Below are 14,382 nucleotides of genomic sequence, written 5' to 3'. Positions count from 1 at the left end.
TCGAGGAATCCGCCGATGCGCCCACTCGCCGCCGCCCTTGCCGCGCTCGCCACCGTCTGCCGGCCGATTCCGCCGTTGTTGCTGCTGGTGCTGGGCGGCCTGCCGCTGAGTGCGGCTGCGGTCACCCGCGTGGATGGCGATGCCTTCGATGGCGACAGCGGCGCGCTGCGCTATCGCGAGTCGCACTGGCTGCTCGACGATGGCGGGCGCGTGGTGCTGTATCGCTGCCCGGATGGGCGCCCGTTCGCGCGCAAGCAGGTCGATGGCGGCGGCAGTTCGCCCGACTTCAGCCTGATCGACGGCCGCGATGGCTATCGCCAGGGCGTGCGGCAACGCAACGGCGTGCGCGAGATGTTCCAGCAGGAGCCCGGCAAGGCCGAGCAGCGCACGCCACTGCCAGCCGACGACGGCCCGCGCGTGATCGATGCCGGCTTCGATGCCTACCTGCGCAACAACTGGGACGCGCTCGCCAGCGCGCCGCAACGCGTGGACTTCGTGCTGCCCAGCCTGCAACGCCAGCTGGCGTTCCGTGTCGAGCGTATCGGCGATACCGGCGGCGAGCGGCGGTTTCGCTTGAGCCTGGATGCCTGGTACGGCGCGGCGGTGCCCTCGCTCGAAGTGCGTTATGCCATCGCCGACAAGCGCCTGCTGCAGTTCCGTGGCGTGGGCAACCTGCGCGATGAGCGTGGCCGCTATCCGCACGTACGCATCGTTTTTCCGGACACCGCTGCGCGTGCTGTCGGCGCCGACGAACTGCGTCAGGCACGCGAGCAGCCGCTGGCCAAGAGCTGCAGCGCCCCGTGAACCAGACACCTGCCATCTTCACGTTCGACCACACGCGGTTGCGTACAACGGCCCGGTCACTTCTTCCCCATACAGGACCATCGCCATGGCCAAGGCCTACCTCTGGATCAACGCAGTGCTCTACGTCGTCCTGGCGATCTGGTGCACGCTCTCACCGGCCAAGACCGCCAATGCCGTGGGTTACACCCAGCTCTCGCCGGCCGGCCAATCGGAATACCTGGTCATCTATGGCGGCCTGCAGCTGGGCATGGCGTTCCTGTTCGGCTATTTCGCCTGGATCGATCAACCGCGCACCGGCCTGCTGGTCGCACTCGCGTTCTACGTGCCGATCGTGCTGTTCCGCAGCGTCTCGCTGGCGCGCCTGTGGCCGGTCTCCGCACCCACGGTGGCATTGGCGGGCGTCGAGATCCTGCTGCTGCTCGCGGCAGTGCTGCTGTGGTTTCAGCGCAAGTGAAGGACAGCGTCAGCACAGTCCGGTAGCATCGCCCCCACCTCAAAAAACGCCCGACCGCATGAGTGCCATCCCTGGCCACGACGACGATGAAACCGGACGACTGCTGACCGCAACCGCGGGCGGCGACCGGCATGCCTTCGAAGCGCTGTACCGGCAGACCTCGCCGAAACTGTTCGGGGTCTGCCTGCGCATGATCCCGCAACGTGCCGAAGCCGAAGAGGTGCTGCAGGACGTGTTCACGCTCATCTGGCACAAGGCCGGGCAGTTCGATCCCGCCCGTGCACGCGGGCTCACTTGGCTGGCGATGATCGCGCGCAACAAGGCCATCGACCATCTGCGCGCCAATGCACCGCAACGCCGCAACGTGGCGCTGGACGATGCCGGCGAACTGCGCGCCGGCGATGCCTCGCCGCTGGAGCGCACCGAGCGCGCCAGCACGCGTCGCCGCATCGACCATTGCCTGGCCGAGCTGGAGCCGCCGCGCAGCGAATTGATCCGCACCGCGTTCTTCGACGGCATTACCTACGAAGAACTTGCCGCGCGCACCGACACACCGATCGGCACGGTCAAGAGCTGGATCCGCCGCGGCCTGGCTAAACTCAAGGCATGTCTGGAACGATGAGTACGCCCTTTCCCATCGACCAGGAACCGCCGCGCGACGTGCTGGCCGGCGAATATGTGCTGGGCCTGCTCAGCGCCGACCAGCGCCTGGCTGCCGAACAACGCGTCGCCACCGACGGCCAGTTCGCCCAGGCGGTGACGCAGTGGCAGGAACATCTGGCGCCGTTGCTGGACGAGATCGCCGCGGTGACGCCGCCCGGCCAGGTCTGGGCACGCATCCGCCAGACGCTGGGCTTCGATACGCCGTTGCATGCGGTGGCCTCCGCGCCATCGGCAACGCCGCCGACAGGCACGCCAAAGCCAGCGGTGTGGAACAGTGTGCGGTTCTGGCGCTGGGCAAGCGCCGCTGGCCTGGCCACTGCCGCGGTGTGCGTGCTGGCGCTGTTGAACCTGCGCACGCCGCCGGCAGCGGTGCAGCCGCCGCCGGGCACCGGCCCGGTGGTACAGACACCGGTGACACCGCCTGCAACCACCACCGCGCCGGCGACCGGCATCGCGATGACTTCCACGCTGGCCACCGAAGACGGCCGCCCCGGCTATGTCGCCTTGATGGATGCCGACAAGCACACCATCACGGTGACGCCGCTGGACCGCACCGCCACCGCCGACAAGGTGCCCGAGCTGTGGCTGATCACCCCGGACGGCAAGGCGCATTCGATGGGTACCTTCGACGACCAGCGGGCACGCCGCGCGCAGATTCCCGATCAGCTGATGCCCATGCTCAGCAACGAGGCCATCCTGGCCGTCACGTTGGAGCCGCCAGGCGGCGCACCGGGCGGCATTGCCACCGGGACCGTGGTGGCCAAGGGCGGCATCAGCACACTGGCAATGGCGCCCTGATCCGGCGCGCCTGACGCCGCCTGCGACCACGTCGCAGGCGGCGGCTTCCAAGCAACAGCCTCATCCGCCTATACCCTGGCTTGCGCCGTTGAATGTGTGCGCAATTGCGCGATTCGTTCGCACCGGCACGCCAACTGTGCGCACGCATGCGACGATCAAACGGGCTGGTGCATCTGTTTGCCGGCGGCGTCCGTAAAGGGTCATGACTACACACGGAGAACCACGCGTGCCGAGTACTGGCTTTGACCCACATGCCGCGCCGCCGCAGCCTGCCGACACCCGCCGTCTCGGGTGGCTCGCGGCACGCACCGGCAGCCTGCGTCGTTGGGTGGATTCGCAAACCGACGAGCCGCTGGACGAGGCACGCGCAGACCGCATCGACTGGCTGCGCGCCCTGCCCTTCATCGCGCTGCACCTGGCCTGCCTGGCGGTGTTCTGGGTCGGTGCGTCCTGGTTCGCAGTCGGCATGGCGGTGGCCTTGTACGCACTGCGCATGTTCGCGCTGACCGGGTTCTATCACCGCTATTTCTCGCACCGTGCGTTCAAGACCTCGCGCGTGCTGCAGTTCGGGTTTGCGGCCATCGGCGCCACCTGCGTGCAACGCGGGCCGCTGTGGTGGGCCGCGCATCATCGCAACCATCACCGCCATACCGACACCGGCCGCGATCCGCATTCGCCGGCGCAGCACGGCTTCTGGTGGAGCCACACCGGCTGGTTCCTGACCCCGCGCAACTTCCGCACCGATTGGGAGGTCATCCCCGACCTGCGTCGCTTTGCCGAGCTGCGCTTCCTGGACCGCTTCGACATCGTGATGCCGGTGCTGCTGGCGACCGGGCTGTACCTGCTCGGCGACTGGCTGGCGGTTGCCGCGCCCGCGTTGAAGACCAACGGTGCGCAGCTGCTGGTGTGGGGCTTTGTGATCTCCACCGTGGCCTTGTTCCATGCCACCTTCACCATCAATTCGCTGGCGCACCGCTTCGGCAGCCGGCGCTTCGACACCCGCGACGACAGCCGCAACAACTGGCTGCTGGCACTGCTCACCTTCGGCGAGGGCTGGCACAACAACCACCACTTCTTTCCCGGCTCCGCGCGCCAGGGCCTGCGCTGGTGGGAGTACGACGTCACCTGGTACGGGCTCACCGCGATGTCGTGGGTGGGCCTGGTGTGGGACCTCAAGCCGATGCCGAAATCGCTCACCCAACGTGCCGAGCGGGTGAGCCGATGAGCGAGGGCAGGATTGCCGTGGTCGGCAGCGGGATCGCCGGCCTAGGCGCAGCGTGGCTGCTATCGCGCCGCTACGAGGTCACCTTGTTCGAGGCCGCCGATTATCTGGGCGGGCATACGCATACGCACGACATCCAGCTGGACGGCCAGCGCTATGCGGTGGACAGCGGTTTCATCGTGTTCAACCCGCAGCACTATCCGCTGCTCACGCGCATGTTCGCCGAGCTGGACGTGGCCGCGCAGCCGACCACGATGAGCTTTTCGGTGCACGATGCGCGCAGCGGGCTCGAATACAACGCCGGCAGCCTGGGCGGACTGTTCTGCCAGCGCAGCAACCTGCTCAGCCCGCGCTTCTGGGGCATGCTGGCCGACCTGCGCCGCTTCTACCGGCAGGCACCGGCGGTGCTGCACAGCGAGGAGCGCTTCAGCACGCTGGGCGCGTATCTGCAGCGGCATGGGTATTCGGACGCGTTTCGCGACCAGCATCTGGTGCCGATGGCTTCGGCGTTGTGGTCATCGCCCTCGCAACGCATCCTCGAATTCCCGATGGGCCAGCTGATCGGCTTCATGGCCAATCACCACATGCTGCAGCTCAGCGGGCGTCCGCAATGGCAGGTGGTGCGCGGCGGCTCCAACAGCTACGTGCGTGCGCTGCGTCGGCGCTGGCAGGTGCTCGAGCGCCTGTCCACGCCGGTGCATGCGATCCGGCGCGCGCCCAACGGCGTGGTGCTCAGCTCCCCGTGTGGCGAAGAACACTTCGACAACGTGGTGCTGGCTTGCCATGCCGACGATGCCCTGGCCTTGCTCAGCGACGCCACAGCGGCCGAACAGCAAATCCTGGGCGGCATCACCTACCAGGACAACGACACCGTCCTGCACACCGACGCCAGCGTGCTGCCGCGCGACCGCCGCGCCTGGGCAGCGTGGAATGCGCATGTGCCGGCCGACCCGCAGGCGCCGTGCACAGTGAGTTATTGGATGAACGCCCTGCAGTCGATCGATGCGCCGCAGCCGTTCATCGTCAGCCTCAATCGCGACCACGACATCGCCCCGGACAAGGTGCTGCGGCGCATGCGCTACCGCCACCCGGTACAGAACGCCGCGGCGCTCGCCGCGCAGACGCGCAAGGCCGAGATCCAGGGCCTGCAGCACACCTGGTTTGCCGGCGCGGCATGGGGCTTCGGCTTTCACGAAGACGGCCTGCGCAGCGGCGTGGAAGTGGCCCGTGGCCTGGGAGTGGACTGGTGATGCAGCTGCTGCGCGAAGCCAGCCCCGATGCGGTACCGCTGCCTCCGGGCGAGGACAGCGGTGCCGGCAACGTGGCGGGCACACTGCGCAGCGCGATCTACACCGGCTGGGTGCGGCACCGTCGGTTTGCGCCCAGAGCGCTGGCGTTCCGCTACCGGCTGTTCCTGATGTACCTGGATCTGTCCGAGCTCGATGCGGTGTTTGCGCGGCGTTGGCTGTGGTCGGTGGGGCGCGCCAATCTGGCGCAGTTCCGGCGCAGCGATTATCTCGGCGATCCGAACGTTCCGCTGGACCAGGCCGTGCGCGATTGCGTGCAGGCCCAGACCGGCGAGCGCCCCGATGGCGCGATCCGCCTGCTCACGCATCTGCGCTACTTCGGCCACGTGTTCAATCCGGTCAGCTTCTACTACTGCTTCGATCGCCACGGCGGCCTGCGCTGGATCGTTGCGGAAATCACCAATACGCCCTGGCAGCAGCGCCATACCTACGTGCTGCCGGTCGCGCAGGCGCGCACGCATCGCGACGTGCATGCCTGGCGCTTCGACAAGCGCTTCCATGTCTCGCCGTTCATGGGCATGCAGCATCAGTACGACTGGCGTTTCAGCGTGCCGGATGCGCAATTGCGCGTGCATATGCAGGTGCTGGATGCGCCCGGCGGCGATACGCCGGCCGCTCATTCTGACGCCGGTGGCGCAGGCAGCGAGCGCGGCGCGCGCCGCTTCGATGCCACCCTGGTCCTGCAGCGCCAGCCGCTCAACGCACGCACCCTGGCGCGCACGCTGCTGGCCTACCCCTTGATGACCGTGCAGGTGGTGCTGGCCATCCACTGGCAGGCCCTGCGCCTGTGGTTGCGCGGCAACCCCGTCCACGATCACCCTCATCCGCCTGTGCGAGAACACCGATGAACGCCACGTCCCTGCCCGACACCGCTGCGCCGCGCGCGGCTTCCTGGACGGACCGCCTGTTGCGCAAGCGCCTGCTGGCCACGCTCGGCGAGCTGCGCGATGGACAGTTGCAGCTGCACGAAGCCGACGGCGTCACCACCCTCGGCAACGCCAGTGGTGCGGATGCGCTGCAGATGCAGTTGCGCGTCATCGACCCCGGCTTCTATCGCCAGGCCGCGCTCAACGGCAGCGTCGGTGCCGGCGAGTCGTACATGGACGGGCAATGGCAATGCGACGATCTGGTCGCGTTGATGCGCCTGCTGCTGCGCAATCGCGAGCGCCTGGATGCGATGGAGACCGGTACCGCGCGGCTGGGCGGCTGGGCAATGCGCAGCCTGCATGCATTCGCACGCAATACCCGCAGCGGCAGCCGGCGCAACATCGCCGCGCACTACGATCTGGGCAACCCGTTGTTCCGCCTGTTCCTCGACGAGAACCTGATGTACTCCTCGGCGATCTTCGTCGAGGGCGAAGAAGCCCAAGGCGAGGCCGCGCTGGAGCGCGCAGCCACGCGCAAGCTCGAGCGCATCTGCCAGAAACTGCGGCTCGGCCCGCAACACCACGTGGTGGAAATCGGCACCGGCTGGGGCGGCTTTGCGCTGCACGCCGCACGCGAGCATGGCTGCCGCGTCACCACCACCACCATCTCGCGCGAGCAGTTTGAACTGGCGACCCAGCGCATCGCCGCGGCCGGCCTGAGCGACCGGGTCAGCGTATTGTTGCGCGACTATCGCGATCTGGAGGGGCGCTACGACCGGGTGGTGTCGATCGAGATGATCGAGGCGATCGGCCATCAGTATCTGGACACCTATTTCGCCAAGGTCGGCAGCCTGCTGGCCGACGATGGCGAGGCGCTGATCCAGGCCATCACCATCGAAGACCATCGCTATGCGCAGGCGTTGCGCTCGGTGGACTTCATCAAGCGGCACATCTTCCCCGGCAGCTTCATTCCGTCGGTGGCGGCGATGACCGGCGCGATCGCACGCGCCAGCGACCTGCGCCTGTTCAACCTGGAAGACATCGGGCCGAGCTACGCGTTGACGCTGCGCGCCTGGCGGCAGCGCTTCATGGCGCAGCTGCCACAGGTGCGCGCGCTCGGCTATGACGAGCGCTTCATCCGCATGTGGGAGTTCTATCTGGCCTATTGCGAAGCCGGTTTCCTGGAGCGCTCGATCGGCGATGTGCATCTATGGCTGAGCAAGCCGGGCGCACGCCCGCCGCAGTTCGTGCCCGGCCTTCCCGTTGACGCATGAAGCAGCTCGGCAACTATCTGGGCCTGCAGGTGCTGTGGCTGGTGGCCGTCAGCGCAGCCGCGCAGGCGCGCATCTGGCCCACCCTGCTGGTACTGGCGCTGTTCGCGCTGTATCAGCTGTGGCCGTCGCGGCGTGCGCCGGGCGATCTGCAATTGCTGGTCGCCGCGCTGTCGCTGGGCTTGCTGCTGGACACCACGCTGGCCGCCGCAGGCTGGGTGCGTTATGCCGCACCTTGGCCGGGCACCCTGCTGGCGCCGGCCTGGATCCTGGCGTTGTGGCTGGGCTTTGCGCTCACGCTCAATCATTCGCTGGCGTCGGTGATGCAGCGGCCGTGGCTGGCGGTGCTGCTGGGCGCGATCTTCGGGCCGTTTTCGTACTGGTTGGCGCAGCGCAGCTGGCAGGCAGTGCAATTCCAGCCGCCGCAGCTGCATGCGGCGGTCGCGGTCGGCATCGGCTGGGGCGTGGCCTGCGGTCTGTTGTCGCTGTATGCACGCCGCCTCGCGCGACCATCGCCTGAACACCTGAGGGGAGAACTGCAATGAATGCCTGGCCGCTGCTGCATGTGGGCGTGTTTGCGAGCGTGGTGATGGTGATCGGCTGGCTGTGGCAACGCCGCAGCGGCAATGCCGGCCCGGTCGACGTGCTGTGGGCCGCGTGCCTGGCGGTGGCGGCGCCGTATTGCGCGTGGATGTCCGATGGCGCGCTGCTGCCGCGCGTGCTGGTCGGCGTGCTCGGCGGTGTCTGGGGCGCGCGCCTGGCGTTGCATCTGGGCGTGCGCGTATTCGGCGACCCGCACGAAGATGGCCGTTATCGCGCCCTGCGCGAGCACTGGAACGGCGACCAACGCAAATTCCTGGGCTTCTTCCTGGCGCAGGCGGTGGTCGTGGTGCTGTTTTGTGTGCCGTTTCTGGCCGCTGCCAGCAACCCGACTCCGGCCTGGAGCGTATGGAGCACGCTGGCGATTGCGGTGTGGTTGATCGCGGTCGGTGGCGAAGCCCTGGCCGACCGCCAGCTGTCTGCGCACAAGGCCAACCCGGCCAATCGCGGCGTCACCTGCCGCAGCGGCTTGTGGCGGTATTCGCGCCATCCCAATTACTTCTTCGAGTTCGTGCACTGGTTCGCCTATCTGGCACTGGCCGTCGGTGCCGGGCCGTGGCCGCTTGCCCTGGCTGCGCTGGGGCCGGTGGTGATGTTCGTATTCCTGTATCGCTTCACCGGCATTCCCTACACCGAGCAGCAGGCGCTGCGCTCGCGTGGTGAGGACTACGCGCAATACCAGCGCAGCACCAGCGCGTTTTTCCCACTTCCCCCTTCGTCCTGAGTCGCCTGGAGAGTCGTATGTCCACTGTCACCATCCCGCCCTCCTCGCTGCCCGAAGAATCCTTCGCCACCCGGCTGGCCGAATCCGGCGTGCTGCCCGACGCCGCACTGCGTTACGGCATCCGCCGGCTGTGTGCGCAACGTCTGCGCGATGAGCGCACCGGCGGTGCCGACGCCAGCGGCGAACGCCAACGCGCCTTCATCGACAGCCTGCGTGCCAGCGCCATCGCGATCGAAACCGATGCCGCCAATCGCCAGCACTACGAATTGCCGCCGCAGTTCTTCACCCTGTGCCTGGGCCGCCGGCTCAAGTACAGCAGTTGCTACTGGGACGCCACCACGCCGGATCTGGATGCGGCCGAAGAACGCATGCTGGCGCTGTACGGCGAGCGCGCCGAACTGGCCGATGGCCAACGCATCCTGGAGCTGGGCTGCGGTTGGGGCTCGCTGACCTTGTGGATGGCCGAGCGCTATCCCGGTGCCACCATCACCGCGGTGTCCAACTCGCGCCCGCAGCGCGCGCACATCCTGGAGCAATGCCGGGTGCGCGGGTTGAGCAACGTGCAGGTCATCACCGCCGACGTCAACGCGCTGGCGCTGCCGCCGGGCAACTTCGACCGCGTTGTGTCGGTGGAGATGTTCGAGCACATGCGCAACTACCGCGAGCTGCTGGCCCGCGTCGGCAGCTGGCTGGCGCCAGGCGGCAAGCTGTTCGTGCATATCTTCTGCCACCGCGACCTGGCCTACCCGTTCGAAGTGGCCGGCGAAGACAACTGGATGGGACGGCATTTCTTCACCGGCGGGCTGATGCCGGCGGCCGACACCCTGCTGCATTTCCAGCAGGACGTCATCATCGAACAGCGCTGGGTGCTGTCGGGCGAGCATTACGAAAAAACCGCCAACGCCTGGCTGGACAACCAGGACCGCCACCGCGAGCAGATCATGCCGCTACTGCGGCAGACCTACGGCGACGATGCGCAGCGCTGGTGGCAGCGCTGGCGGATGTTCTGGCTGGCCTGCGCCGAGCTGTTCGGTTACGACCAGGGCCGCGAATGGGGCGTGGCGCATTACCGCTTCGTCAAACGCTGATTAGGCACGCGCGCGCATCGAAACGACGAGGCGGCCCACGTGAGTGAATCGCGACATGTCGGCGTTCCACTCATGGGGTGCGCCGGCAAACGCGCTGACGATCCTGCCAAGCAAATGTGTGAGCGGTTCTTCGCCGCTGTCGTCCACTAACGCTGCGCTGCATGTCCGAGCGCATGCGCGCAGATGACACGGCGTCGGCGCGCGATCGAGCCGCGCGCCGCGCTGCGATCAGCTCGCCGCAGCGGTGATCACGATTTCCACCTTCCATTCCGGCCGCGCCAGTCTGGCTTCGACCGTGGCGCGCGCCGGGGTGAAGCCGTGCGGCACCCATTCGTCCCAGGCCTTGTTCATGCCGTCGAAATCGGCGATGTCGGCCAGGAAGATTTCCGCACGCAGGATCTTGGTCTTGTCGCTGGCCGCCTGCGCGAGCAACTTGTCGATTTCACCCAGCACCTGGCGGGTCTGCCCGGTGATGTCTTCGCTGGTGTCTTCGGCAATCTGGCCGGCCAGGTAGCACACGCCGCCATGGACGGTCATTTCCGACATCCGCGGACCCGCATCGAATCGCTGCAGCATTTTCAGACTTCCTACGGTTGATTGACCCGGGCATTGTCCCGCGAATGCGGCAAACGTGCAGCCCCGGCGTGCACGTGCTGCGCCAACCACGCCCCCACCCGCACCATCCAGGCCACGATCAACACGATGGCGCTCTTCTGGCTGATGCCCAGCGGCGCGCTGGTGACCGTGACGTGGAACAGCAATACCGCAAATGCGCACAGCCCCAGGCCGAACGCGGCGGCGAAGTGGCGTTGCCACGCCCGATCGCGGCGGAAGTACCAGGACTGCAGCAACACCGCCGCAATCACGCACAGAAACGTCATGTCGGCCGAAAGCAGGTGCACCGGCATGGCCGCGTCGGGCGCCAGCTCCGGCATCCAGCTATCGCCGATCGACACCATGCACAGGCCCACCGCCGCCACCCAGAACAGCCCCACCACGGTGCGGCTGCGCGCGGGGTGCAAGTGCCGCACGCAGGCCCAGCGCCATCCACGCCATCGCGGCAGCCAGCACGCAATAGGCCGTGCGCAACAGCAGGCCATAGGCGCCGTGCAGATACGCGCTCAGCTGTGCGTCGATCCAGTCCAGATCACCGCGCAACCATTGCAGCAGCAGGATCAAGGCGATGAAGGCCAGGCCCGTGCAGGCGGCGACTGCGCCGGCCTGCCCGGCCCAGCGTGGCGGGCGGGCCGACCCGGGTGGCATCGCAGTGCCGCTGTTGTGTTGATCTTCCATCAGCAGCCTGTCTGTGTTGCAACAGTCATCGTGTCCATATCGGTCTCCTGCGGCACGCGGGCGCGGCGATGCCCTATGATGCGCGCGGCCGTCCTGAGCCGATACCTGTCGGCGCGACCGAACCCTGTGTTCACCTCATTCGGCATCCACGCGATCACCCTGCATGTACCTTGACACCGACCGTTCCATGCAGAGCAACCGCACGCACGGCACGCACCGTGCATGTGCCCTTCCTCCCCTTCAGCAGATCCCGTTTCCCTCATGACGGATACCTCCGTGTCTTCCCAAGCGCCAGCCAGCGGGTGGCGCCGCGCCTTGCCGGTGATCATCAGCCTGGCAATCCTGGCAATGGCGCTGCACGCGCTGTCGGGGCAATTCACCGACCATGGCTATCGGCAGATCCGCCAGGCCTTCCGTGCACTGGGTGCCGGCCAGATCGCGCTCACCCTGTTGCTGGGCTTGAGCAGCTACGCCTGCCTGGTGGGTTTTGACTGGGTCGGGCTCAAGCGCACCGGCAAGCGGCTGCATCCGGCGCGCGTGGGCATCACCGCCTTCATGGCGCATGCGGTGGGGCAGACGCTGGGGTTTGCCGCCCTCACCGGCGGCGCGGTCCGCCTGCGCGGCTATGGCAGCGTCGGGCTGACCCTGGCCGAGATCGGCCAGGTGGTGCTGATGAGCACGCTGGGCTTCGTCTTCGGCGCCTGGGTGTTGCTTGGCCTGGCGCTGCTGCTGGAACCGGAAGCGGCTGCGCGTGCATTGCCGATCACCGCCGAGGGCATCCGCATCGCCGGCATCGCCTTGCTGGTCGGCTACGTCGCGATGCTGGGGCTGGTCGGCAGACAGGGCCGCGAATTCGGGATCCGCAGTCATCGCTTCTGGCTGCCCGACCGCACCACGGTACTGGGCGTGACCGCGCTGAGCGTGGTCGAGCTGGGCCTGGCGGCCGCCGCGTTCTACGTGCTGCTGCCGCCTGACCCGGGCACCGGCTACTTCGGGTTTATCGGCATCTGGCTGGTGGCGGTAGTCGCCGGGCTGATCTCCACGGTGCCGGCCGGCCTGGGCGTGTTCGAGTGGAGCCTGCTCAAGCTGCTGCCGCATGTCACCCCCGCCGCGGTGCTGGCCGCCGCGCTGGCCTACCGGGTCACCTACTACATCGTGCCGCTGCTGATCTCGGTGGCGATGGCGGCAGCCTCCGGCCTGGGCGCACCGGTGCGCGCCAGCGCCAGCACTGCACGCACGGTATGGAAGGCCTTGCGCCCGTGGTTGCCGCAGATCCTGGCGTTGGCGGTGTTTGCGGTGGGTGCGGCGCTGGTCATCGACGGCACCTTGCCCACCCCGCGCGCGCGCCAGGAAGTGGCGCCGCTGCCGCTGATCGAAACCTCGCATCTGCTGGTCAGCCTGGGCGGCATGGTGCTGCTGCTGATCGGCCAGGGCCTGCAACGCCGCAGCCATGCGGCCTGGGTGCTGGCGCTGGGCGTGTGCATCCTGCTGCCGCCGCTGTCGCTGTTGCGCGGCAGCCATATCTCGGTGTCGTTGTCGGCGGCACTGGCTGCAGTGGCGCTGTGGGCAGCACGCCGCGAGTTCTACCGCCAGGGCGCGCTGCTGGACGAAGCCTGGTCGTGGCGCTGGCTGAGCAACCTCGGCCTGGTGCTGGTGGCCACGTTCTGGCTGCTGTTCTTCGTCTACAGCCACGTCGAATACAGCAACGACCTGTGGTGGGAGTTCGCCACCTCGGCCAACGCGCCACGTGCGCTGCGCGCGGCGCTGATCCTGTGCGTGGGCGTGATCGTGTTCGGCATGGCGCGCCTGCTGCGTGGCGGCCGCCGCCCGATGCCGTCCGCCGATGCGCAGACCCTGCAGACGCTGGCGCCGATCCTGGCCATCAGCACCGACACCCAGGCCTGCCTGGCGCTGACCGGCGACAAGGCGTTCCTGCTCGACGAGCAGCGCCGCGGGTTCGTGATGATGCAGCGTTACGGCGGCTCGCTGATCTCGATGGGCGACCCGGTCGGCCCGCCGGAGGTCGCGCGCGCACTGATCTGGCGCTTCCGCGAGGAGGCCGACCATATGGGCCTGCGCCCGGTGTTCTACCAGGTCGGCGAAAAATACTGGCAGACCTACCTAGACATGGGCCTGACGCTGGTCAAACTGGGCGAAGAGGCGATCGTGCCGTTGGAAGGCTTCACCCTCGAGGGCCGCGACCGCGCCGATCTGCGCCAGGCCTGGAACCGCGGCAAGCGCGGCGGCCTGACCTTCCGCATGCTGCAGCCCGAACAGGTGGACGCGGTATTGCCGCGTCTATCCGAAGTGTCCGAGCAATGGCTGGAAGAAAAGTCCGGCGAAGAAAAAGGCTTCTCGCTGGGCAGCTTCGATGCGGACTACCTGCGCCGCTTCCCGGTGGCAGTGGCCGAGGCGGAGGGCGAAATCGTGGCCTTCGCCAATGTGTGGTGGGCGCCGGCCGGCGGCGAGCTGTCGGTGGACCTGATGCGGCACAGCGCGCAGGCACCTAAGGGCACGATGGATTTCCTGTTCATCGAGCTGTTCCTGTGGGGGCAAGCCAACGGCTATACGCGCTTCTCGCTGGGCATGGCGCCGTTGTCGGGCCTGGCCGAGCATCGCCTGGCCGGCCGCTGGAATCGCTTCGCCAGCCTGGTCGCACGTCATGGCGAGCGCTTCTATGGCTTCAGCGGCCTGCGCCGCTTCAAGTCGAAGTTCGCCCCGACCTGGCGCCCGCGCTATCTGGTCGCGCCCGGTGGCATGCATCTGCCGGCGGCACTACTGGATGTCACCCGATTGATCTCGGCGGATCCGGGCCGGCAGGAGTAAGGCCGCTCGATACCTGCGGTTTTACGCGCGCGAGTGCTTCAGGCTGCTGAGTGCGCTCGCACGCGTGCTTGAATGCATTGCTTGCCGATCAGCGGTAGCAATATCGGGAGCGTGGTGCCGCGTCCGGTGGCGGGACCGTGTGGTGACATGGATGTCGCCACCGAGCCTCCACGGATGGATTTACGGCGTGTCCCGACACTGGATGCGGCGCCGCGCCGCCGACCGACCCCGTACACCGATCACTCTTGCGCACGGCATTGGGGGTTCCACGCGAATGCTTCGGTCTACTGCGGGCGCTTGCACGCGTACCGGTGTGGGACACGCCGCAAGTACGTCCATGTAGGCTCTGGCGCGGCATCCATGCCGCTCAAGGTCCCACGCCGGCACCCGCGCAAGCACCACCGGTTGGTCTCGGTTGCGGAAAGAAATGCGGAGGGCCTGTTGGCGCTGCAGATCCTTCGGAACG

The 14,382-nt window shown here is 67.6% G+C and carries 13 protein-coding genes and 1 pseudogene; 12 read left to right on the top strand and 2 right to left on the bottom strand.

The annotated features are described in order from the left end of the window. Window positions 1-15 precede the first annotated feature (15 nt). The 11 genes from ABQY74_RS07240 (at window position 16) to ABQY74_RS07190 (ending at window position 9,797) form a co-directional block, all read left to right on the top strand. Window positions 16-804, top strand: coding sequence for a hypothetical protein (locus ABQY74_RS07240; RefSeq protein WP_126967698.1), 789 nt, complete (start codon window positions 16-18; stop codon window positions 802-804). A gap of 85 nt (window positions 805-889) precedes the next feature. Then, a complete protein-coding gene (locus ABQY74_RS07235) occupies window positions 890-1,258 on the top strand; it encodes a DUF4345 family protein (RefSeq protein ID WP_024940530.1) in 369 nt (122 codons plus the stop codon). A gap of 58 nt (window positions 1,259-1,316) precedes the next feature. Then, window positions 1,317-1,880 carry a sigma-70 family RNA polymerase sigma factor gene (locus ABQY74_RS07230; RefSeq protein ID WP_024940529.1) on the top strand — a complete coding sequence of 188 codons (564 nt, stop codon included), beginning with the start codon at window positions 1,317-1,319 and terminating at the stop codon, window positions 1,878-1,880. Continuing rightward, window positions 1,877-2,719: an anti-sigma factor domain-containing protein gene (locus tag ABQY74_RS07225; RefSeq protein ID WP_349793865.1), complete on the top strand. Its 843-nt coding sequence runs from the start codon at window positions 1,877-1,879 to the stop codon at window positions 2,717-2,719. Before ABQY74_RS07230 ends, ABQY74_RS07225 begins: the two co-directional genes overlap by 4 nt. Before the next feature lie 226 nt (window positions 2,720-2,945). Then, window positions 2,946-3,944, top strand: a complete 999-nt coding sequence (locus ABQY74_RS07220) for a fatty acid desaturase (protein WP_104594853.1) — start codon at window positions 2,946-2,948, stop codon at window positions 3,942-3,944. After that, the gene (locus ABQY74_RS07215; protein WP_102583655.1) at window positions 3,941-5,191 is read left to right on the top strand and encodes an NAD(P)/FAD-dependent oxidoreductase; all 1,251 of its coding nucleotides are present in this window, start codon (window positions 3,941-3,943) and stop codon (window positions 5,189-5,191) included. Before ABQY74_RS07220 ends, ABQY74_RS07215 begins: the two co-directional genes overlap by 4 nt. Beyond that, window positions 5,191-6,096 (top strand): DUF1365 domain-containing protein, encoded by a 906-nt coding sequence (locus ABQY74_RS07210; RefSeq protein WP_164741797.1) that lies wholly within the window; start codon window positions 5,191-5,193, stop codon window positions 6,094-6,096. The genes ABQY74_RS07215 and ABQY74_RS07210 overlap by 1 nt, the downstream gene beginning before the upstream one ends. After that, on the top strand, window positions 6,093-7,388 hold the full coding sequence (locus tag ABQY74_RS07205; protein WP_349793868.1) for a cyclopropane-fatty-acyl-phospholipid synthase family protein: 1,296 nt from the start codon (window positions 6,093-6,095) through the stop codon (window positions 7,386-7,388). Before ABQY74_RS07210 ends, ABQY74_RS07205 begins: the two co-directional genes overlap by 4 nt. Next, window positions 7,385-7,930: a DUF2878 domain-containing protein gene (locus tag ABQY74_RS07200; RefSeq protein ID WP_102596380.1), complete on the top strand. Its 546-nt coding sequence runs from the start codon at window positions 7,385-7,387 to the stop codon at window positions 7,928-7,930. Before ABQY74_RS07205 ends, ABQY74_RS07200 begins: the two co-directional genes overlap by 4 nt. Then, window positions 7,927-8,709: a DUF1295 domain-containing protein gene (locus ABQY74_RS07195; RefSeq protein ID WP_024940522.1), complete on the top strand. Its 783-nt coding sequence runs from the start codon at window positions 7,927-7,929 to the stop codon at window positions 8,707-8,709. Before ABQY74_RS07200 ends, ABQY74_RS07195 begins: the two co-directional genes overlap by 4 nt. A 17-nt stretch (window positions 8,710-8,726) precedes the next feature. Next, window positions 8,727-9,797 carry a cyclopropane-fatty-acyl-phospholipid synthase family protein gene (locus ABQY74_RS07190; RefSeq protein WP_104591251.1) on the top strand — a complete coding sequence of 357 codons (1,071 nt, stop codon included), beginning with the start codon at window positions 8,727-8,729 and terminating at the stop codon, window positions 9,795-9,797. Window positions 9,798-10,025: 228 nt separating this feature from the next. Here ABQY74_RS07190 and ABQY74_RS07185 read toward each other — a convergent pair whose 3' ends face one another. Both ABQY74_RS07185 and ABQY74_RS07180 read right to left on the bottom strand, forming a co-directional pair. Beyond that, window positions 10,026-10,373, bottom strand: a complete 348-nt coding sequence (locus ABQY74_RS07185) for a RidA family protein (protein ID WP_102254524.1) — start codon at window positions 10,371-10,373, stop codon at window positions 10,026-10,028. Window positions 10,374-10,384: 11 nt separating this feature from the next. Further along, a pseudogene (locus tag ABQY74_RS07180) lies at window positions 10,385-11,090 on the bottom strand (DUF998 domain-containing protein). Window positions 11,091-11,351: 261 nt separating this feature from the next. On the opposite strand from ABQY74_RS07180, the gene mprF reads away from it, so the two are divergent. Next, the gene (gene mprF, locus ABQY74_RS07175) at window positions 11,352-13,916 is read left to right on the top strand and encodes a bifunctional lysylphosphatidylglycerol flippase/synthetase MprF (protein ID WP_102583649.1); all 2,565 of its coding nucleotides are present in this window, start codon (window positions 11,352-11,354) and stop codon (window positions 13,914-13,916) included. The last annotated feature ends 466 nt before the right edge of the window (window positions 13,917-14,382 follow it).

The organism is Xanthomonas sp. WHRI 7064 (genome assembly GCF_040202355.2).
In the GTDB taxonomy this organism is placed as follows: domain Bacteria; phylum Pseudomonadota; class Gammaproteobacteria; order Xanthomonadales; family Xanthomonadaceae; genus Xanthomonas; species Xanthomonas arboricola.
This window is presented reverse-complemented; position numbering and strand designations above follow the sequence as displayed.

Coding starts and splice junctions, on each gene's coding strand:
- ABQY74_RS07240 (WP_126967698.1), top strand. CDS start 16: ATGCGCCCACTCGCCGCCGCCCTTGCCGCGCTCGCCACCGTCTGCCGG.
- ABQY74_RS07235 (WP_024940530.1), top strand. CDS start 890: ATGGCCAAGGCCTACCTCTGGATCAACGCAGTGCTCTACGTCGTCCTG.
- ABQY74_RS07230 (WP_024940529.1), top strand. CDS start 1,317: ATGAGTGCCATCCCTGGCCACGACGACGATGAAACCGGACGACTGCTG.
- ABQY74_RS07225 (WP_349793865.1), top strand. CDS start 1,877: ATGAGTACGCCCTTTCCCATCGACCAGGAACCGCCGCGCGACGTGCTG.
- ABQY74_RS07215 (WP_102583655.1), top strand. CDS start 3,941: ATGAGCGAGGGCAGGATTGCCGTGGTCGGCAGCGGGATCGCCGGCCTA.
- ABQY74_RS07210 (WP_164741797.1), top strand. CDS start 5,191: ATGCAGCTGCTGCGCGAAGCCAGCCCCGATGCGGTACCGCTGCCTCCG.
- ABQY74_RS07205 (WP_349793868.1), top strand. CDS start 6,093: ATGAACGCCACGTCCCTGCCCGACACCGCTGCGCCGCGCGCGGCTTCC.
- ABQY74_RS07200 (WP_102596380.1), top strand. CDS start 7,385: ATGAAGCAGCTCGGCAACTATCTGGGCCTGCAGGTGCTGTGGCTGGTG.
- ABQY74_RS07195 (WP_024940522.1), top strand. CDS start 7,927: ATGAATGCCTGGCCGCTGCTGCATGTGGGCGTGTTTGCGAGCGTGGTG.
- ABQY74_RS07190 (WP_104591251.1), top strand. CDS start 8,727: ATGTCCACTGTCACCATCCCGCCCTCCTCGCTGCCCGAAGAATCCTTC.
- ABQY74_RS07185 (WP_102254524.1), bottom strand. CDS start 10,373: ATGCTGCAGCGATTCGATGCGGGTCCGCGGATGTCGGAAATGACCGTC.
- mprF (WP_102583649.1), top strand. CDS start 11,352: ATGACGGATACCTCCGTGTCTTCCCAAGCGCCAGCCAGCGGGTGGCGC.